Here is a 19,119-nt window from a genome sequence, read left to right as displayed (position 1 = left end):
CACCAAATCATCTACCCCGAAACGATCAGCCGCAATTAAAGCCAGGCAAGTAATATATTAAAAGCGCCGTTAATTCGATCATTCATAGGAAACCGAAATGTTTCGGACGCGAGGATGATTTACAGCAAGTACTTTACTTACTGTGTTTATTTGATTCGATACTTATCAGACGTCTTTTATTAAGGAATCCCTTTAAAAACATAACAATTTAAAATGTAAATAATGACCATAATTCATTTATTAATTGGTTTAGGAAGTGGCGGAGCCGAGCATTTTGTTTTAGAGTTGGCTAATCAAACTAAGCTTCAGGGCTATAAAGTATATGTTATAAGTATAAGTGATATTGACATAATAAAACAGAAATTTATTGATAATGGAATTACTACAATATCGTTGGGGGTTAATAAACCTACGCAAGTTGTAGCTGGTTTTAAAAAACTCTTAGCTATTGTAAATGATAATAAAGAGGTATTGATCCATGCGCATATGTTCCATGCAGCAATGTTTGGCTGTTTTATAAAACTTTTAAAACCTTCAGTGCCACTGGTTTTTACTTTGAATAATAATTATGTAAAGCGTTGGTATCGCAGGGTTATACTTTTCTTAACCAGGCCCTTAAGAAATGCCGATATAATTCTTTCAGAAAATTCAAGGCAGTGGTATCAAAAATCTGATTCTGTGGTTATCTCTAACGGAATTGATATTTCCAGGTTTCAACAGCCGCACAATCCCCCGGAGTTGTTTACAATTTTGGTTGTAGGCCGCATGGAAGAGCAGAAAAACCCATTCTATTTTGTTGACCTGGTGCTGCTTTTGAAAGAAGAGTATTCTTTTATAATTAATGTTGTTGGTGTAGGAGGGTTAAAAGATCAGCTTGTAAAAAAGATCGCCGAAAATAAGATCGAAGATTATTTTAATTTCCTGGGATACAGGAAGGATATACCTGAACTACTTTCCCAATCGCACTGCTTAATTATGCCATCGTTATGGGAAGGAATGCCCGTAGCATTGCTGGAAGCTGGTGCCGCCGGTGTCCCCGTTATTGCAACACCGGTAGGAAGCATCCCCGCAATATTAAACAACGAAAATAGCTATGTTGCAGATGTAAGCACTTTTCATTTAGCAGTAAAAAACGTGATAGACAATTATAGCTTGGCTTTAAAAAAAGCTTTGGTATTGAAGAAAGAAGTAGAAGGTAATTACGATATTTATAGTAACTCGTTAAGGCATATGGAACTTTACCAGAAAGTATTTAGGAAAGTTATATTTTGAAAATAGAAAACTCATAAAGGGCTTGACGATGCCCGGCATTTAAGTCGCTGCTGTGAAGAAAGGAAATAACGAATAAACTTTTTATCTTCACATTAGTTAGGGCCGCGCGTTTTTTGATGTCGCCACAACATCCCCCAGCAAAGATTAACCACATTAAACGAGAAAGTAATGGAACATAAAGCGAAATCTATCCGACCATTTATAGGGGCTGAGAATTTTGAACTGTCGAGAAGTTTTTACCTGGACCTGGGCTTTCAGGAAAGGGTTTTGTCTTATAACATGTCTTACTTTCAAACGGATGGTTTAGGGTTTTATTTACAAGATGCGTACGTTAAGGATTGGATAGACAACACAATGGTTTTTTTGGAGGTTGAAGATGTTGCCCGGCATTGGAACGAGCTTTTAGCTTTAGATCTTACAACTAAATATAAAGGTGTAAAATTAACTCCAATTAGAGTAAATGGCTGGGGTAGAGAATGTTTTGTTCATGACCCATCGGGGATCCTCTGGCATTTTGGAGAATTTTACAAATAGTTAAATTAATAGCTGCTGTTGGCTATATGTGAACTATTTTTGTTAGGAAATATTATTATTATCTTCATACTTATAAGCCTATTATCACAACACCAATTATACCACACCACTCCTTAACATCTATTTAGGAGGTTATTTTTTTACATAATAATTTTTTGTACCATGGCAGAATTTAAGATAGCGGAAAAAATAACCGGGCGTAACGAAGGCGGTTATGCAAACAACCCATCAGATAGGGGGGGAGAGACATATGCGGGCATTGCCAGAAACTTTTGGCCAAACTGGAAGGGCTGGGAATTTATTGATAAATACAAAAATCAATATCCGGGGCAATCAGCTGAAATTAAAAACAAATTCACGTTGGCTGGGTGGATCAACGCCTCTGCCCGGGTTGCCACAGAGCCTGTCAATGATCTTATCTCGCAATTTTATAAACAAAACTTTTGGAATGTAAATCAGTTAGATTTTATAGACGACCAGCAGTTAGCAAATAGTGTTTATGACTTTGGTGTTAATTCCGGCACCGGCACAGCAGCCAAAAGGTTACAAAATGCTTATAATGATATTAGACCGGCTGGAGCTCCGGCTTTAGTTAGCGACGGGGATATTGGTAAAAAATCGCTTGATGCTATAAATTCAATGCCTGGTGAAGCTATTTATAAAAAGTATAACCAATTAAGGGAAACTTATTACCATTCATTGGCAACGGGTTCACAAAAGCAATTTTTAGCAAGCTGGTTAAGCAGGCTTAAACCTTATCAGGTATAATTAATAGGTAAACGATCTTATTAAAACAAACCCCTAATAATCATATTATTAGGGGTTAATTATAACCACGAGCAGGAATACTTTTTAAGTATTTTTAGTCGATGCATTATAGCAATAACGCTGTTATTTAATTTTGATAACCACTTTTCCCTTGGCACGGCCGCTTTCAACATAGGTCATCGCTTCTTTGATAGATTCGAACGAGAAAACTTTGTCTACAACCGGTATTATGGCGCCGGAATTTATAAGAGAGGTAATTTCCTTTAATTGCTCTCCGTTCGCCCTCATAAAAAGAAAGGAAAAATTTATCTTAAGCCTTTTAGCTTTCTTTCTTACTCCCGAACTCAAAAGGCGCATAATTAATTTCACAAACCAGGGAGCTCCGATTTCTTCCGCAAAGCCGGGATCAGGCGGGCCAGAGATCGAGATCAGTTTTCCACCTGCCTTTAACACATGCAGCGATTTTTCGAGTGTTTTCCCATCCTGACTATTCAAAACCAGATCATAATCATGAAGAATTTTCTCAAAGTCATCTTTTTTGTAATCGATAACAACATCTGCCCCCAGGCTTTTTACTAACTTGGTGTTGGCTGCACTTGTAGTTGTAGACACAGTAGCGCCCAGGTGCTTAGCCAACTGAATAGCAAACGTGCCTACACCGCCCGAGCCCGCCTGGATAAAAACTTTTTGCCCTTTCTGCAGGTTCCCTCTTTCGATCAGGGCTTGCCAGGCGGTAAGGCCAACCAGGGGGATAGACGCCGCTTCTTCCATGGTCAGTTTTTCCGGCTTAATGGCCACATCTGCTTCCTTAATTGCAATAAATTCCGCAAACGTTCCAATGTGATAATCTGCAGGTCGCGCATAAACCTCATCTCCAACTTTAAATTGTTGTACATGGGTTCCCACTTTAGTTACAACACCCGCAACGTCATGGCCCAAAACAAAGGGTGTTTTATAAGGCAAAATGAGTTTGAACTCCCCGCTTCTAATTTTAGAATCCAGGAGGTTTATACCGGCAGCGTGTACTTCTACCAATACTTCATCTGGTTTCGGTTCCGGAACAGGTATTTGCCCAATGCGCCCGTCATCCTTGCTTTTATATTTGTCTATGATAAATGCTTTCATTTTTTTATGGTTAGCGTGATTTCTATGTGGCTATTACTTTGTAACTTTTTTTAGGATTAGCTAAGTTAAAAGTCATTTTTGGGAAAAGCCGGTTCAATATATACACTGTTTTTGTATCACCTATACGGATAGTGAGCTGATCCTTCTTAAGGCCTGCAATAAACGCTTTCACCATATCTGCCGTGGTCAATTTTTTGCCGTTCATGTCAGCAGTCATTCCCGTGGCAACAAGCGGAGGTAAAAGTTCAAAAACCTTTACGCTGCTGTTCAAAATTTGCAGGTGCTTTCTCAGTGCTTTGGTGTAAAACTGTAATGCCACTTTGGATGCCGCGTAAGTTGCTTCCAGCAATGAAGGGACATAACTGAGTAAGGAAGTGGTGTTGATGATCGCGCTTTCTTTCCTTGATTTCAGCATATCGATAAACAGGTTGTTAAGCCGGATCACGCCCAGGTAATTGACGTTTATTTCGTACGCCGCGTCCTCAAAATGCTGACCGTTTGCTGTTCCGAGGTTGATCGGGTCGGTTAATACCCCGGCATTATTATATAAAATATCTATACCGCCCAATTGTTGTACCCGGTTAAATAATGTTTGCGCATCGTCAGCGTCTGATACATCACTTTTAATGGCTGTAATTGCCGGATAAAGTTTCCGTGCTTCATCTAATTTTCCCTGGTTTCTGCCGGTGATGATCACACTGGCGCCGTTGGCTAAAAATTGTTTTGCTGCTTCCAGCCCGATACCTGATGCACCACCCGTGATCAATACCGTTTTTCCTTTTAATTGCATGATTTTTATTTCTTTTGTTGATTCTATTTTGAAGCGTTAACCGACTTAAGAATGGATTTTTCGAAAACCTTATAGGCGAAATGTTGAAGCAGGAGTATAATTGATGATCCCTTTCCAACAGGGTAACTAAACTTTGGATCTTTTTCCTTCACTGTTTGCAGTAAAGTGTTGATGACCGGCGTAGGTTCGGGTGCGTTATCAAATGATTTTTTGGTGTACGCGATTATCTTTTGCCGGAATAGATCATAGTCTGTGATGGTTCCTTTTGCAACAGTTCCACTTTCGCCAATATTGGTTTTGAACGCGATCGGCTCAACCATAACCACCTTGATGTTAAACTGGTTCAATTCAAACCTAAGTGCTTTAAAATAACCTTCGAGAGCATGTTTGGAAGCCGCGTAGTAGGCCACATTTGGCAGACTCACTAAGCCCAATAGGGAACCAATGGTAATTATTTTTCCGTGTTTCTGGTTTCTGAAATAGGGAAGTAACTCGTTGGTTAATTTGATGGTTCCCCAAAAGTTGGTTTCAAACTGCTGCCTGCCTAACTCAATAGGGGTTTCCTCGGCAAGTCCGTTTACTAAGTAACCTGCATTGTTGATCAGCACATCTAACTGTTCTATCTCACTGAACAGATGCTTGCCAAATGATGCTATGGAATGGACATCATTCAGATCCAACGGCAGTACCTTAAATGGTAATTTTGCCTGGTGTTTTTTCGGATCCCGGCTTGTGCCGATTACCTTGTAACCATTTTCGTGGAGCTTGCTGGCTACAAGCAGCCCGATGCCTGATGAGGCACCTGTGACTAATACTGTTTTTCCTTTTAATTGCATGATTTTTATTTCTTTGTTATATCGTCTTTTTTATTTTATACTTTTTAGTCTATTTTGGTGCGCGTCTCAACCATTTGATTATACTTCCCTAACAAATTTATCTAAGTCTTGGTCTGCTCATCTCCTCAATCAGTTAAAGGTAGTTTTCAATTAAAATATACTAAAAAGTATATTTTAATTGAAAAAAAATTAAATGGTATAGCTTTCTAATTCTGCTTTCAGGTTCTTGATCAAGCCATGCATTGGCTTTGCCGCGTTCATCATCCTGCACAATACTACAGCGCCCTCTACTGCAGCTACGGCTTTAAAAGCATAACCAACAGCATCAAGTTTATTTGTGAACTCACCGTTTTTCATTCCCTGATTTAGTATGCTGACAAACAATTCCTGTCCCTGACGAAGTACTTCTGTTACCTTTTCTTTTACTGCAGGGTTATTATCATCGGCTTCTACAGCCATGTTAAATACCGGGCACCCGCCTTTAATATGCGTTTCCAATGGATCCTTGTAATAGTCGAGGTAAGCAAAAACCTTTGCTTTAGCTGTTTTGCCTCTGTTGATGTTTATCATCATTTTTTCGGCATTATTTTGCAGCATGTACTCAACAACCTGTAAGGCCAGATCTTCCTTGCTTTCAAAATGCCCATATAAACATCCTTTGGTTAATTTAGTAGCATCCAGCACATCGTCTATATTAGCGCCGGATATACCTTTCCGGTTAAAGATAGGGGCCGCTGTTTCCAAAATAAATTGTTTTGTTCTTTCTGCCTTCGTAGTCATATCACTTAAATTGACAGCACAAAAATATACTAAAAAGTTTATTTTAAAATATTTAAATCATCGTCCGCTTCTTTATGAGCTGAAGATGACAATTGTTTAATGATTGAAACACAGTAGGTTTTGCGTCAACTTTCGTAGTGATTAAAAATGAATACATGTCCTGCACCCTTAACATCGTACAGCTCTTTAGAAATTCAATTTTGTTGGAAAACCAGTCAGAATAGATCCGGCTTCGCTACCATCACCTACTTCCTTAAAATCTTATCCATTGCCCTTCCTTTTGCCAATTCGTCAATTAGCTTATCCAAATAGCGAATCTTTTGCATGAGTTCGTCTTCGATCTCTTCCACGCGGTAACCACAGATCACGCCTGTAATTTTGGAAACATTTGGATTTATTTGTGGTGCCTGGGCAAAAAAGGTTTCAAAGTTGGTTTTGTTGTCGATATGTTGCTGAAATGTTTGTTTATCATACCCTGTCAACCAAAATATGATCTCATCCACTTCATCTTTAGTGCGTCCTTTTCTCTCCGCTTTTTGAATGTAAAGTGGATAAACCCCCGCAAAAGACATTTTATATATTCTTGTGTTCATTTTATCTGTAATTAATTTTTAAAGTTATTCGTTTTACATCAGAGATGGAATTACATTTTGTGCGAACCATTCTGGGCGCGGTATCGAATAGGATTGAAATAACAAAGGCGGATCATTGTGAAATTAGGTTTATTTGTCGGCTACATCCCAAAGAGATCAATCTGGGCATGAAATTCACTTACACTAAAGGTAAATTGAAAAACTGAACTTAAACTTAGCATTAACCCGCCATATTGCCAAACCGATATTGTGCGAGCGTCGTTATCCCCGTTTACTTAAATTTATAGCTCTTTCTATTCGTGGCCGATTATATCGCTGAAGAAAAATTGGATAAAGGTTTAGTAAGACATTTAATATTAGTAACCACAAAGACTTGAGAACCCCAAATTTGAATGCCACGAAAACATTAAATCCCAGTACTATAAAGAAGATAATTACATGACCCAGTTCAGATTTTTTTGTTTGATAATGTAAATTCATCAAAGCTTTGGTGTTCTTTTCTATTGGGTTAGATTTTTTATTTAGTTTTTCCCAACCAATCCAAACCAATAGTTTTCTGAAAAAATTTATTCCAACATGTTTATATATTTTTCCTCTCTGTTCCCATTTCTTTTCATTATAGTAAGAAGAAGTAAGTTGGCTTTTTAGTGATTCAGTAAATGCAAGTACACATAGCATCAATAGAAAATTTAGTGCCCAGGCGAACGATAGACCATCCATTCTAATATAATAAACCAGGGCACTAATTGCGCCAATTGTAATTATTGCGATTGAAATTAAAATTAAAGGTTTTCTCATTTATTACTTTCGTTTAGGATTCTAAGATGTTGCTCAACTCTCAAATATACAATAGGCTGCGATGCTAAAACCGAAAATTGCATTTAATTAAGTTGTACAATTTTATGTTTTGATGATAGCATAATAATCTAAATTATTAAAATAATATATTGACTTAAACTTTAAGAAATTTACATAACCTTGGACGTATTAACCATTTATCTTCTTGCAATGATCTTTGAATTTACTACAGCCCTATCCGAAGGATGCTATAGAAACATTCGGCAGTGTGAGTAAACACCTCGTCATCGCAAATGTCGGGTTCAATAAAGAAAGCGGAGAAGCTGAATTGAAAAGGGGAATTGCGAAAATGGTTTCTTACGGTTCATTATTTTTAGCAAACCCCGATTTGCCAAGGCGCTTTGAATTAAATGCCGAGTTGAATGTACCAGATGGAGCTACCATGTATGGTGGGGGAGAAATGGGATATACGATTATCCATTCTTGAAAGGTTGATCAGAGTAAGTAATCCTGTACTGAAAACCTAAAGAAGGTTGCTCAAAGAGCAACCCTCTTTATTACGGCTTATAGAGCCCATCTTTCTTAATTGTTTTTACTCAGCCATTCCTGTAGTGGTACAAATTTGTGGGTGGCAGTTTCTTTTGCCAATTCAATTCGTGATGTTGAATCTGGCCCCATGTAAGTGTGCTTTTCAAAATATCCAAACATCTCTGCTAACTCCTTTGCTCCTTCAAAAAAAGTTGAAAATATTTCAGCTGGTACTTGTGAAAAGCTGTGCTCTTTGCCATTAGCTTTATAGGCTTCTATAATATCATTAAAACTGTACAATCCCGTTGCCATGGCAAGGTAATTACCGTTTCCAACTTTTTCGGGCTGCAAAAATGCACCCGCAACTACTTTTCCCAGGTCATTAATGTCAGACATGTGAATCGCTTTTTTTGTTGGGTCAATTGGTAATGTCCAACCGGTTGTACCGTCTTGTTTTGGCTGTGGCCTCAGCATTCCAATAAGGTTTTGAAAATAAAACGGCGGCTGAACAAATGTTGTATATTTGAACCCCGCGCTTTTTACCAGATCATCTACCTTGGCTTTGCTACTAAAATGAGGCACTTCAAATACTCCTTCACTAATGATCTCCACATCCGGAAGTGTTGACCAAATAAAATGTTGCAATCCTGCTGCTTTTGCTGCTTCAACAGCATTTTTACCCTCAGTAATTTCGTCGGCACCTTCCCAAAAGTTGGTTACCACAAATACACCATAAGCATTTGTAAAAGCATCTTTTAAGGATTGTAAATCTTTTAGATCTGCATAAACTGCTTCATTTGCCTTGCCTGTATATTTTTCTGGGTTACGGGTTACTGCTCTTACATTGAAAGAGCCTTCATTCACAAGGGTATTTACAATCCCCTTACCTTGTGCACCTGTTGCTCCAATTACTACTATTGTTTGCTTTTTCATCTGTTTTGTTTTATGATGTAAAATTGCAGCAACAGCACGCCCCGAAACGATGATAAATGATAAAAAAAAGCGTTGATATTTATCAACGCTTTAGTAAAATCAAAAATTAGAATAGAATTTATTTAATTGCTTGTTTTCTAATTCTGCTTAAAGTTTCTTTAGTTATGCCCAAAAAAGAAGCAATGAGATGCTGAGGGAATCGTTGAATAAATTGAGGGTGGTTATCGGCAAATTCTTCATAGCGTTTTTCTGCTGTATTGCTAATGGTAGAATTCAATCTTCGTTGCGAAACAATGAAACTTCTTTGGTCCATTAATCTTGTCATTTGTCCAAATGAAGGTACTCTTTCTATCAGATCCAGCATATCTGCTACTTTAGCAATGAGTAGTTCAGTATCTTCCCAGGTATCAATATTATATTTCGATGGAGTAAGCATAACAGCACTTTCACGGTCGCTTACCCAATAATTTTCAATATATAAATGTACAATATGCTCAGCACCTTTGTCATCTACGCTGTATTGTCGCATTGCACCTTTTACAATAAAACCAACGTATTTACACACATTGCCTTCTTCCAAAAAATATTGCTTTTTTCTCAGTTTTTTTGGTTGAAAAGCAGCTACAATTAACCCTTCTTCATCACTTGAAAGCGGCAACGTAGCATGTTGCCTGATGTAGTCTAAAAGCTTGCTGTGCATTGTTTTTGATAATAAATTAAACCAATGCAAAGATATAAAGAATGCTACGTAATGTAGCTCGAAATACCTTCCCATGAAGCAATCCAAATGTTGCCCTTTCTATCTTGCTTGATTGTACGAACAATGCGATTGGGTCCGTGAGAAGTCGTTACGTCTCTGGTTTCAACTACATCTTGAGCGCCATTTTTTTGCTGAGCCTGTACGGGAGAATAAATTACTCCTGCCAGTATGATAAGCAGGCTGTAAAAAACGTTTCTTTTATTTTTCATATCCTAATTAAAATTGATTCAGCGAAATTACCTTGAGATCTTTCCGCCCGAAGAATCAGGATTGTAAACTAAAATGTAAACTTTGTAAATAAAATCTTGACGTTATGCTTGATAGTGTTGTCGTTTTCATTGTATTGGGTATTTAATTTATAAAGAATCACGATTTAATACTTGCGAGATTCTTTTTTATCTTCATCATAATAAGATCAGGGACAAAACTTGACAGTTTTGAGTTCAACCAGTTTTGAAAGCCAACTACTTTTTTCCCTTTTCCATGTAAAAGGTGTTTCACTCCTTGCGCTGCCACAACTTTGGGATGCATTGGCTTGGTTTTATGAAGATTTGTAGATTGCATCTTCTCTGTGGTAAAGCCTGTATCTACCGTGCCGGGGTAAAGCGATGTAAGGATAACGCCGGTGCCATCCAATTCGGCAGCAAGCGTTTCACTAAACGCCTTTACGAAAGCTTTGGTAGAAGAGTAAACTGCAAAATATGGAAATGGCAAAAATGAAAGCAGTGATCCTATGTTCATAATTCTACCAGATTTGCGACTGACCATATCTTTTGCAAAGAGCTTGGTAAGTACTACCAAACTGGAGATATTTAATTCGATCATGCTCAGTTCTTCTTCCAATGACGTTTCAATAAAATTACCATAGTTGCCTACACCTGCATTATTCACCAGGTGGGTTACTAATAAATTTTCTTGTTGGATATTTTTGTAAAGGTCTTTAGCAGCATTTACATCAAAGAGATCTGCAACGAAATATCGAACCAATATGCCATACTTGTTTGTTAGTTCAGTTTGCATTTGCTGCAATTTGGTTTCAGTGCGGGCAACCAATATCAGATTCAAGCTTTTGGCTGCTAATTGATTGGCCATTTCGTAGCCAATACCGGATGATGCGCCGGTGAGCAATATGTATTCTTTCATGTGGATTAAAATTTATGTTAGTGATTTTTGAATTTTAAAATGTGTTAATAATCAGCTTCTTCAATGTGTTTTTTACAGTTTTCTAATTCATTTATTATAAATCATCTTCAATGCTCGGCGGTATCAGTTTATACATTACCGGCGTTACAATCCTCGATAGGATGGTAGAACTGATCAATCCGCCGATCAATACGATAGCTAATGGCGCGATAAGCGGATTAGGGTTCAGGGCAATAGGCAGCAAGCCACAAATGGCCGTAATGGATGTAAGCACTACCGGCAGAAAGCGGGTTTCGCCGGCCATGCTGATGGCCTCATCGATACTATGTCCTTCCATGCGCAACTGGTTGGTAAAATCAACCAGTAGCAGCGAATTTTTAACCTGTATACCTGATAGCCCGATGAAACCAATGATTGATACCAGCGACATAGGGTTGCCGGTGAAGAGCAGGAATACCACGCCGCCAAGAACTCCCAGGGGTATGATCGATAGTACAATAATGATCCCTTTAAAGGTTTTAAACTGCAGCAGCAATACACCGATGAAAAGGAAGGTGCTTAATATGATCACCGATAGAAAATTACCGCCAAGCGCATCACCTTCTGACTCGGCCTCGCCGGAGAGCTTGTAAGAATAGCCCGGTGGCATCTTTAAATTATTTAACTGCGGAACGACGTCTTTGAGAATATCATTGGCCAGTACATGCTCTTTAGTGAGGGAAGTAACCTTGGCAAACCGTGATTTATTAAAGTGGTTGATCGCGGTGGGTGAAGTTTCAAAAGAGATCGTAGCGATCTGGTCTACCAGCACCGGGATGCCCTGCACATTGTTGACATAAAGTTTTTTAAGTGCATTTAAATTGGAAAACTTATCCCTGGGCATGGTGATCACTACGTTGCGTGAATCGCCCCGGTCATCAATATAATCCCCTACGGTCAGCCCCGCTACCGCCATACGGATGACTTTGTCTACATCACTGGTTAGGACACCCAAAGTACGGGCCTTCTCCTTATCGATCTTTATTTTAACGTCGGATTTGTAAGTATTGAGTTCGTTATTGACGAAGAATGTGCCCGGGTGTTTCTTCAGGATCTCTTCCACTTTAAATGAAAGGGATCGTAAGGTATCCTGGTTCTCGCCGAATACTCTTACCACAATATTTGCTTCGATAGGTGTTCCCTGTTCAAAATCCTTTATTTCGATCCTAGCATAGGGGAAGTCGTTGAATTTCTTTCTCAATCGTTTGATCAGATCTGTTTTTTCGCCAGGTTTAGCTTCATCATCCAACTGGACAAATACCTGGGCAAAATCAGGTTTTACATCCTGCTGATGAACATTGTAATAGATCTGTGGGTTACCTTTACCTACGTTAGAGGTGTAATAAACAATCTCTTTATGTTTTTTCAATTCTCCTTCCACCAGTTTAGTTGCCCGGTCGCTTTCCGGTATATCTGCCTGTAGGGGCATTTTGATATTGATCAGGAACATCGGTTTTTCCGACGTGGGGAAAAGTTTAAATCCGGTTAATGTGAACAGGAAAAATGCCAGTCCGCTTAAGGCTAATGATATGCCGATAGTTGCTTTCGGCCATTTTAGGGCAAGCGGCATAACGCGGCTGTAAGATCTGGTCAGAAACCTTTGCAGGTGTTTTAAAAAGAAGTTACCCTCGCCATGCGTATGGGTTTTTAACATCCGGCTACCCAGGAAAGGTACAAGCGTCAAAGCGACGATCATAGATGCCAGAACGCTGGTCATTACCGCCATCGGCAGGCTCCGGATAAATTCACCGGCCACATCGGGTAAAAAAGCAAGCGGAAGGAATGCGATAACCAGCGTAGCGGTACAGCCAACAACAGCGGCACCGATCTGTTTCGTTCCCTTAAAAATGGCATCCGTACGGGAATGCCCTTCCCTAAGCCAGCGTTCAATATTTTCTACGACGACGATACTGTCATCTACCAGCAATCCTAAAGCGACCACCAGCCCGACAATACTCAGCTGGTTCAATGAATAGCCCAACAGATTCATGGCAATAAGTCCAAGTGCTAAGGAGAGCGGGATAGAGATCATTACGATCAGGGAAGCCCTGAAGCCTAATGGCAGCAAAGTGATCACGACCAGCACAATGGCCAAACTAAAATCAAAACCCAAATGGCCCAAACGCTCGGATACCATATTAGCCTGGTCAAAGTTTTTGACCATGTGGATATTTTCCGGCAAGGTTTTGCCAAACGCTTCCAGTACCGGTAAATATTCTTTCTGAACGCTGGCAATATTCACATTGTCTTTCATAGCCGCTGTAACCAGCACACAACGGTGCCCATTTATCCGTGTGATGTGGTTGACCGTACCGTCCTTATAACTTACCGTGGCCACATCTTTCAAATAAATGATCTTGCCGTTGGCATTATAAATAACCGTATTGGCCACATCATCGGTGTTTTTGAATTTGCCGCTGGTTTTGACGTTAAACACCTTGCTGTCCAGGTTAATGCTGCCTCCGGGAATATCTGCCGCTTCGCTTTGCAAACTACCCATGACCACATTAAGCGGTATCTTGAGTTGCGCCAGTTTATCCAGCTGCATATCAATGCGGATCTCCTGCTCGGGCATACCAAAATATTTCACCTCTTTCAGGTTGGTAATTTTCTCTAATTGTGTTTTTAAGATGTCTGCTTCGTCCCGCAGCATTTTACCAGAAGCATTGTCGGAAACCAGGGCAACCTGTATTACCTTTACATCTGATGAGGAAACCTTTTCTGTTTTGATCAGGTAAATATCCTTGGGAAGTTCGCTGTTTTTCAAAGCATTTATCTCGGTGGAAATTTCCTGGTATTTATTGTCTACATCCACACCGTATTTGAATTTAGGTTGGATAACCGCCACGCCGTCTTCTACGGTAGTGAGGATCTTTTCAATATTTTCCAGCCCGTAGATCTTATTTTCGATAGGCTTTACTACCTGCTCTTCCATATCCTTGGGACTGGTACCCGGGTAAATGACCGTAATGATATACTGCGGCGGGTGCGTGGTCGGATCTTCCGAACGGGGCATAGTGAACAGTGTCAGCAGGCCGACAACTGCCACCAAAAGGAATATGATCAGCGTGAACTGATAGTTCTTAACGGCAAAATTTGTGATCTTCATGGCCTTACTTAATAATTTTGATAAAAGACTGTTCGTTGAGGTAGGCGCTGTTGGAAACTACGATCTGGTCTATACCTTCCAATTTATCTTTGAGATAAACATTTTCATTATCGAATTTCAAAATGCTGACCGGCACCCGTTTCACCCGGTTTAATCCTACGGTCGTAAATACAAATCCTTTGTTGCCATCGGCCTCTACCAGCGACGCATAGGGAATTACCATTACGCTTTCATCCTGATGTGTAGCGATCTCGGCTTTGCCAAACATGCCCACCGCAGGCTTTGCACCGTTTAATTGCAGCTTAAGTTCGATCTGGAACGAGCCCAATTCACGATCAGCTGCCTGCGACTTACGGAACACAGTGGCATTAAAGGTTTGACCTGCATAGCCGTCGAGCGTTACTTTGGCTGTTTGTGCGGGCTTAATAATGGCCCATTCCCGGTCAGTAACACCCACTTTAAGCGAATAACTGTTGTGCTGTTCGGTAGAGTTTATAAGGAGCACCGGCATTCCTTCGGCAATTACTTCGCCTTCGTTCGCTATCTTCTTGCTTACAAAGCCGTCAGATGCCGCGTATATTTTCGAATAACGCTCATTAAAAGCTGTCGCTTCCCTGGATTTTTTGGCAACATCTAAAGCTGTTTTGGTATTCTGCAATTGTTCCAAAGTGTAAACACTGTCTTTGTAAAGATTAAGTGCCCGGTTATAGTCACGCTGCGCTTTTTCTACGCCCAAACTGGATTGCGCCAAACCTGCTGAAATTTCGGTGGAATTGAGGGTTGCCAGCAACTGTCCCTGTTTAAAGAACTGGCCTTCCTGTACCAGGATGCGGCTGATCACGCCGCCTATCTTGAAGGCGTATTTGGCTTCATCCTCCGTACTGACCAGGCCGGTGGCAGTAATGCGGTCTGGTACGCCTAAAACAGATACCTTGGAAACCTTAACGGAAATGATATCCGGTGCGCCAATAGGATCTTTTTCTTTGGATTTTTCTTTGCAGGATGCAACGACTATAAGAGTGGCTGCAACAAGACTGAATAATTTTATTTTTTTCATGATGGGTTTTTATTGAATGGTGAAACTGGCATTGGCGCGTTCGATCGCGGCATCTGCGATCCAGGTGTCGTAAAGAGCAATATTGGCGTGAAGCTGCGCATCTATCCACTGGTTCTGGGCATCCAGCAGTTCGATGTAGATCGCCATGCCTTGTTTGTATAACTTCAGCATATCCCCGTAATAGATCTGACTGGTTTTTAATTGGGATTGTGCTGCCTCGTATTGCGCGATGGCGCTTTGCATGCTGGCCTGGCGTACCTTTAATTCCGTAAACAATTGCTGTTGTACGTAATCGGTTTGTGATGCCAGAGCCTCCCGGTCGGCAATCGCCTGTTTTACCCGGTAATTGTTTTTTCCGGAAGAGAAAAGGTTCCATTCCAGGGAAATTCCAAACAAGTAGTAACGGCTGTTACTGTTGAACTTCCAGTCAAAGGCCTGCGAACCCAGGTCGATAAAGGTTCCTAACTTGGGTACGATATAGGATTTGGCCAGCCCGGTCAGGTTGCCGTTAATGTCTTTAGCTATTCGTAACTTTGACAACTCCTCTCTACCGGTAACGCTGTTTCCAAGCAGTTGGTCCCTGGCAGGAAGTGTTTTGATATCATCTAATATGACACTATCGGTAAGCGGACGGTTCAGCAGGAAGTTAAAATAATAGCGGGCCGATTCTGCAGTTTTCCTGGAACCGGTGAGCGAAGCATTGATCTTCGACACTTCGTTCTGGCTTCGGAGCACGACGGTGCGGTTCACTTTGCTGTTTTCGTACAGCTTGGTATTGATCCTTTGGCCTTCTTCAACCAAACGAAGTGAAGATTCGTAAATACCGGTCGCATACACGGCTTTCTGGTAACTGTAATAAGCCGTTTTGATCTCTTTGACCAGTTCGCGCTTATAAAGCAATACCTCGGCTTTTTGCAGGTCTACCTGCTGCTTTTTGATCCGCTTGTTATAGATCAGTTCCGCATTCAGGATGGGAAGGGTCGTGCGGAATTTGGCATCATAGAAATTGTCCGGATTGAGCAGAATCTTTTGGTTTTGCAGCTGCGGAAAAGCGTTAGTACCCGTCAGCTGGTTCAGCGTAGCGTAAACGCCGTTGAACAGGTCGCCGGTCGGGAAATCTATCGTACGCCCTCCGTTTGCCTTTGTGTAAGTGGTAGAAAAAGTAACCTCCGGCAGGAACATACTTTTGGCTTCCTTGAGTGCATACACACTTTTTTCAAGCACAAAGTTTTGTTGTTTGATGCTTTGATTCGTGGCAAGTCCTTCCTGAATGTATGCGTCCAGCTTGCCCTGCCCATACACCATCTGAGTGGCAAAAATTGCCATTAGGATGGGGGCGAAGTAATAAAAGGTTCGATTTTTCATGATGTTAATTAATCGTTGTTATAAATTTGAACACTGTTCAATATTTGCTAAAAAAATATGCTAACTCTTTTCGAGTAAAGCCACAAAAGCCTCATAGCCGTTCTCCATCAACTCGTCATCGGTTTTACCAGTAAAGCTGGTATTGCGGTGTTTACAGAAAAGTGCGCAGATGCCATGTACCACGGAAATGATCAGGAAAGTAAAATATTCTGTGTCCATATCCTTGAATTTGCCTTTCTGTTGACATTCCTTTACCATTCCCTGCATATAACTGATCGCCTCTTCGCCAATCTGGAACCCTTCAGGCAGGGATTCTTTTACAGGTTCGTCAACAATAAACATCAGGTTGTAATAATCTTTGTTCTCCCGCGCAAACTGAATAAAAACCCGGCCGGAGGCCTTTAACCGCTCAAAGGGATCGCCGACCTTTTCCAGTACTTTTAACTGGTTAAGCAGCAAACGAAAGCCCTCCTTATGCAATTCGTGGAAAATTTCACTTTTGTCCCTGAAATAAAAGTATAGCGAGCCCGGACTATAGTTGATCTCCTGGGCAATATTACGCATGCTGGTTTTTTCATAGCCTTTCTCTAAAAAAATTTTACGCGCCCCATTGAGGATGTGCTTATGCATTTCCTGCTTCTCTTCCTGTTTTCGTTCTGCTATGCTCATTTAAATGATGGTAAGATAAAAATATAAGATCGTCGTTCGTGTGGTTAAATTTCAATCCTTTTTTTCATGATTGCCTAGAATAATTTAAAGCCGATACAAATTTATAGAACAGTGTTCAATAAAACAAAAATAACAAGTGTCATTTTAAAAGCTGACATTAAAAACAGAAAACATTGGACGATAAAGTTCACATCACGGAAAGGGGATGACCGTCTATGTATATGGTTTATGATTGCCATTTTTGCGATTGTCCTGGCCACAACTATTACTATAACCGCATAATGAAAGGAGTTTTTTGACCTGCTTACTTTGTGACATTCAATAATAAGGAAGACTCTACCAGAGATAGCGAAAACTCGTAAATGATGAGGTAGAAATAATTATTACTCTACTAAAGGAAATAAGAAAAGTTCGACTTTCCTGAAAAAATGGGTGCTTGAAGGAAACGAGCATCGAACGCGTTTAGTAAACTCCTCGATTGATCCATGTTTCAGATTAACAGTGAGTTAAAATGAAAAAGTCCGTGGTAAAACGATTTTTCGTTTTACCACGGACTCGTACTCTCAACGATTGAAAGGTCGAACCAATTTTTGGAAGATTTGCAACGAATCGCCTTATTATCAGTGAGTATGAAGAGTAATGTAAAGGCATAGTTTGCTATAAACGGATAAACCGTAACCGCCACCAGCAACGCCATAACTATTATATATGGGATAAGTCCAAGTACCATTATTACTCTTAATCGACGGTGTTTAAACATCCGACCCCTACGCTAAAACATCTTTGAACATCGTTTTCACAATAGTGCCCTGCATCACTTTATTTACTTAATAATCACTTAATAGACAGTTAACATACGTCTTATATCCATCGTATAATTTTGTTCGTGTAAAACTGCGTGCAAACAATGTCCCATATCTTAGGAGATTTACCGGATCATTTACCCTTAAAGCAATGTAAAGAAGGCAGCGGAGTTGCATTAATGCCTTGTTCCGTCGTTATTTTACTAAATTATATAGATACGCGCTTAGTTTTACAAAAGAAGAGGAAATTGCCGAAGAACTGGTGATGGACGTGATGCTTAGCCTATGGCTGAAAAAGGGGGATATTGTAGTAAAGGACGACCTAAGCCCTTATGGATGACAGAAGGTATTCCGTATAAAGACAAAGGCTTGAAAAGCGCAGGCCACTTTTCAAGCAATAAATTCATTTACAATTAATAATAATATGAAGGCAATAAACAGAATAATACTATTCAGCCCTAGGGCTCTATTTATGCTCATATGAACGGCACAATCGGTTATCCATCGTTAAAGGAAAAGGAAACCGTACTATGGAAATTCTGCTGGTTTCGCCTTTTAAGCCATTGCTGGTAATTACGTCAAAAGCAGTACCTTATCTTGTGCTGTCGCTCATTAACGTGTGGCATCTATTTTATTACTGAGTGTTTTTGTACTCGATTTGCCGGTGAACGGGAATGTCTTTCTGTTGTTTGCCGAGAGTACACTTTTTATTATAACCTGCCTTACGCTGGGTATTTTTATTTCAGTTAAAACAGTTCGCAGCAGGTGGCCATGCTCATTTCATTAATGGCCATGCTATTGCCCACCACCCTGTTCAGTGGCTTTATGTTTCCCATTGAAAATATGCCGGCTGCACTGCAGTGCTTTCCAATATTATCCCTGCAAAATGGTATTACATTATTGTAAAAGCCGTCATGATCGAGAGGCTGGGGTTTAGTGCGATATAGAAGGAAACGCTCATAAATCGTATTGCTGGTATGGGTGCTGATCTGGCACTATATGTCCCAGGCATCTTTACCCCTCATTAGGTACTTTTGAGCTAATTAATTTTGCCGCACCAGTTGTCCCGGTAGACCCGATAACGATGAGTTGATTATAATGCCGAAATGAGTTAAACTATTCAAAATAGTTTAATGTTTTAAAGCCGCCCTTTTTCATGTGCTCGTCCTTTTTTGCTAAATGCAGGTCAGACTGTACCATATCTGTAACAAGCGCTT

Annotated in this window: 19 protein-coding genes; 5 read left to right on the top strand and 14 right to left on the bottom strand. The window is 40.2% G+C overall.

What is annotated here, in order from left to right:
• The first annotated feature begins 222 nt into the window (after nucleotides 1-222).
• From NPE20_RS15120 to NPE20_RS15110, 3 genes are all read left to right on the top strand, one after another.
• Nucleotides 223-1,272, top strand: a complete 1,050-nt coding sequence (locus tag NPE20_RS15120; protein ID WP_256539516.1) for a glycosyltransferase family 4 protein — start codon at nucleotides 223-225, stop codon at nucleotides 1,270-1,272.
• 168 nt (nucleotides 1,273-1,440) lie between these two features.
• Nucleotides 1,441-1,806 carry a VOC family protein gene (locus NPE20_RS15115; protein WP_256539515.1) on the top strand — a complete coding sequence of 122 codons (366 nt, stop codon included), beginning with the start codon at nucleotides 1,441-1,443 and terminating at the stop codon, nucleotides 1,804-1,806.
• 162 nt (nucleotides 1,807-1,968) lie between these two features.
• Nucleotides 1,969-2,574 (top strand): glycoside hydrolase family 108 protein, encoded by a 606-nt coding sequence (locus tag NPE20_RS15110; RefSeq protein WP_256539514.1) that lies wholly within the window; start codon nucleotides 1,969-1,971, stop codon nucleotides 2,572-2,574.
• A gap of 123 nt (nucleotides 2,575-2,697) precedes the next feature.
• On the opposite strand, the gene NPE20_RS15105 is transcribed toward NPE20_RS15110, so the two are convergent.
• The 6 genes from NPE20_RS15105 to NPE20_RS15080 form a co-directional block, all read right to left on the bottom strand.
• On the bottom strand, nucleotides 2,698-3,699 hold the full coding sequence (locus NPE20_RS15105) for an NADP-dependent oxidoreductase (protein ID WP_256539512.1): 1,002 nt from the start codon (nucleotides 3,697-3,699) through the stop codon (nucleotides 2,698-2,700).
• 22 nt (nucleotides 3,700-3,721) lie between these two features.
• On the bottom strand, nucleotides 3,722-4,489 hold the full coding sequence (locus NPE20_RS15100; protein WP_256539511.1) for an SDR family oxidoreductase: 768 nt from the start codon (nucleotides 4,487-4,489) through the stop codon (nucleotides 3,722-3,724).
• A 23-nt stretch (nucleotides 4,490-4,512) separates the two neighbouring features.
• Nucleotides 4,513-5,325, bottom strand: a complete 813-nt coding sequence (locus tag NPE20_RS15095) for an SDR family NAD(P)-dependent oxidoreductase (RefSeq protein ID WP_256539510.1) — start codon at nucleotides 5,323-5,325, stop codon at nucleotides 4,513-4,515.
• Nucleotides 5,326-5,514: 189 nt separating this feature from the next.
• Entirely contained in the window at nucleotides 5,515-6,105 is a 591-nt protein-coding gene (locus tag NPE20_RS15090) for a TetR/AcrR family transcriptional regulator (protein ID WP_256539509.1), read from the bottom strand.
• 245 nt (nucleotides 6,106-6,350) lie between these two features.
• Nucleotides 6,351-6,698: a DUF2200 domain-containing protein gene (locus NPE20_RS15085; RefSeq protein WP_256539508.1), complete on the bottom strand. Its 348-nt coding sequence runs from the start codon at nucleotides 6,696-6,698 to the stop codon at nucleotides 6,351-6,353.
• 261 nt (nucleotides 6,699-6,959) lie between these two features.
• Complete coding sequence (locus NPE20_RS15080; protein ID WP_256539507.1) at nucleotides 6,960-7,496, bottom strand: glycosyl-4,4'-diaponeurosporenoate acyltransferase CrtO family protein; 537 nt, start codon at nucleotides 7,494-7,496, stop codon at nucleotides 6,960-6,962.
• A 217-nt stretch (nucleotides 7,497-7,713) separates the two neighbouring features.
• Here NPE20_RS15080 and NPE20_RS15075 point away from each other — a divergent pair, with 217 nt between their 5' ends.
• Complete coding sequence (locus NPE20_RS15075; RefSeq protein ID WP_256539506.1) at nucleotides 7,714-7,983, top strand: beta/alpha barrel domain-containing protein; 270 nt, start codon at nucleotides 7,714-7,716, stop codon at nucleotides 7,981-7,983.
• Between the two features lie 95 nt (nucleotides 7,984-8,078).
• On the opposite strand, the gene NPE20_RS15070 is transcribed toward NPE20_RS15075, so the two are convergent.
• The 8 genes from NPE20_RS15070 to NPE20_RS15035 all read right to left on the bottom strand — a co-directional run bounded on the left by NPE20_RS15070 (nucleotide 8,079) and on the right by NPE20_RS15035 (nucleotide 17,099).
• Complete coding sequence (locus NPE20_RS15070) at nucleotides 8,079-8,957, bottom strand: NmrA/HSCARG family protein (RefSeq protein WP_256539505.1); 879 nt, start codon at nucleotides 8,955-8,957, stop codon at nucleotides 8,079-8,081.
• Between the two features lie 118 nt (nucleotides 8,958-9,075).
• Nucleotides 9,076-9,657 carry a Crp/Fnr family transcriptional regulator gene (locus tag NPE20_RS15065; RefSeq protein ID WP_256539504.1) on the bottom strand — a complete coding sequence of 194 codons (582 nt, stop codon included), beginning with the start codon at nucleotides 9,655-9,657 and terminating at the stop codon, nucleotides 9,076-9,078.
• Nucleotides 9,658-9,701: 44 nt separating this feature from the next.
• Nucleotides 9,702-9,926: a two-component regulator propeller domain-containing protein gene (locus tag NPE20_RS15060; protein WP_256539503.1), complete on the bottom strand. Its 225-nt coding sequence runs from the start codon at nucleotides 9,924-9,926 to the stop codon at nucleotides 9,702-9,704.
• A gap of 157 nt (nucleotides 9,927-10,083) precedes the next feature.
• A complete protein-coding gene (locus NPE20_RS15055; protein ID WP_256539502.1) occupies nucleotides 10,084-10,860 on the bottom strand; it encodes an SDR family NAD(P)-dependent oxidoreductase in 777 nt (258 codons plus the stop codon).
• A gap of 94 nt (nucleotides 10,861-10,954) precedes the next feature.
• Complete coding sequence (locus NPE20_RS15050; RefSeq protein WP_256539501.1) at nucleotides 10,955-14,008, bottom strand: efflux RND transporter permease subunit; 3,054 nt, start codon at nucleotides 14,006-14,008, stop codon at nucleotides 10,955-10,957.
• Nucleotides 14,009-14,012: 4 nt separating this feature from the next.
• On the bottom strand, nucleotides 14,013-15,065 hold the full coding sequence (locus NPE20_RS15045) for an efflux RND transporter periplasmic adaptor subunit (protein WP_256539500.1): 1,053 nt from the start codon (nucleotides 15,063-15,065) through the stop codon (nucleotides 14,013-14,015).
• A 9-nt stretch (nucleotides 15,066-15,074) separates the two neighbouring features.
• A complete protein-coding gene (locus NPE20_RS15040) occupies nucleotides 15,075-16,430 on the bottom strand; it encodes a TolC family protein (RefSeq protein WP_256539499.1) in 1,356 nt (451 codons plus the stop codon).
• A 60-nt stretch (nucleotides 16,431-16,490) separates the two neighbouring features.
• On the bottom strand, nucleotides 16,491-17,099 hold the full coding sequence (locus tag NPE20_RS15035) for a TetR/AcrR family transcriptional regulator (protein WP_256539498.1): 609 nt from the start codon (nucleotides 17,097-17,099) through the stop codon (nucleotides 16,491-16,493).
• A gap of 987 nt (nucleotides 17,100-18,086) precedes the next feature.
• Between NPE20_RS15035 and NPE20_RS15030 the strand changes: the two genes are divergently transcribed.
• On the top strand, nucleotides 18,087-18,242 hold the full coding sequence (locus NPE20_RS15030; RefSeq protein ID WP_256539497.1) for a sigma factor: 156 nt from the start codon (nucleotides 18,087-18,089) through the stop codon (nucleotides 18,240-18,242).
• Nucleotides 18,243-19,119: the final 877 nt, after the last annotated feature.

The sequence above is a fragment of the Mucilaginibacter aquariorum genome, from assembly GCF_024498135.1.
Taxonomy (GTDB): Bacteria; Bacteroidota; Bacteroidia; order Sphingobacteriales; family Sphingobacteriaceae; genus Mucilaginibacter; species Mucilaginibacter aquariorum.
The sequence above is the reverse complement of the archived record's forward strand: the minus strand, read 5'-3'. Positions and strand labels throughout refer to the sequence as shown.

Coding starts and splice junctions, on each gene's coding strand:
- NPE20_RS15120 (WP_256539516.1), top strand. CDS start 223: ATGACCATAATTCATTTATTAATTGGTTTAGGAAGTGGCGGAGCCGAG.
- NPE20_RS15115 (WP_256539515.1), top strand. CDS start 1,441: ATGGAACATAAAGCGAAATCTATCCGACCATTTATAGGGGCTGAGAAT.
- NPE20_RS15110 (WP_256539514.1), top strand. CDS start 1,969: ATGGCAGAATTTAAGATAGCGGAAAAAATAACCGGGCGTAACGAAGGC.
- NPE20_RS15105 (WP_256539512.1), bottom strand. CDS start 3,699: ATGAAAGCATTTATCATAGACAAATATAAAAGCAAGGATGACGGGCGC.
- NPE20_RS15100 (WP_256539511.1), bottom strand. CDS start 4,489: ATGCAATTAAAAGGAAAAACGGTATTGATCACGGGTGGTGCATCAGGT.
- NPE20_RS15095 (WP_256539510.1), bottom strand. CDS start 5,325: ATGCAATTAAAAGGAAAAACAGTATTAGTCACAGGTGCCTCATCAGGC.
- NPE20_RS15090 (WP_256539509.1), bottom strand. CDS start 6,105: ATGACTACGAAGGCAGAAAGAACAAAACAATTTATTTTGGAAACAGCG.
- NPE20_RS15085 (WP_256539508.1), bottom strand. CDS start 6,698: ATGAACACAAGAATATATAAAATGTCTTTTGCGGGGGTTTATCCACTT.
- NPE20_RS15080 (WP_256539507.1), bottom strand. CDS start 7,496: ATGAGAAAACCTTTAATTTTAATTTCAATCGCAATAATTACAATTGGC.
- NPE20_RS15070 (WP_256539505.1), bottom strand. CDS start 8,957: ATGAAAAAGCAAACAATAGTAGTAATTGGAGCAACAGGTGCACAAGGT.
- NPE20_RS15065 (WP_256539504.1), bottom strand. CDS start 9,657: ATGCACAGCAAGCTTTTAGACTACATCAGGCAACATGCTACGTTGCCG.
- NPE20_RS15060 (WP_256539503.1), bottom strand. CDS start 9,926: ATGAAAAATAAAAGAAACGTTTTTTACAGCCTGCTTATCATACTGGCA.
- NPE20_RS15055 (WP_256539502.1), bottom strand. CDS start 10,860: ATGAAAGAATACATATTGCTCACCGGCGCATCATCCGGTATTGGCTAC.
- NPE20_RS15050 (WP_256539501.1), bottom strand. CDS start 14,008: ATGAAGATCACAAATTTTGCCGTTAAGAACTATCAGTTCACGCTGATC.
- NPE20_RS15045 (WP_256539500.1), bottom strand. CDS start 15,065: ATGAAAAAAATAAAATTATTCAGTCTTGTTGCAGCCACTCTTATAGTC.
- NPE20_RS15040 (WP_256539499.1), bottom strand. CDS start 16,430: ATGAAAAATCGAACCTTTTATTACTTCGCCCCCATCCTAATGGCAATT.
- NPE20_RS15035 (WP_256539498.1), bottom strand. CDS start 17,099: ATGAGCATAGCAGAACGAAAACAGGAAGAGAAGCAGGAAATGCATAAG.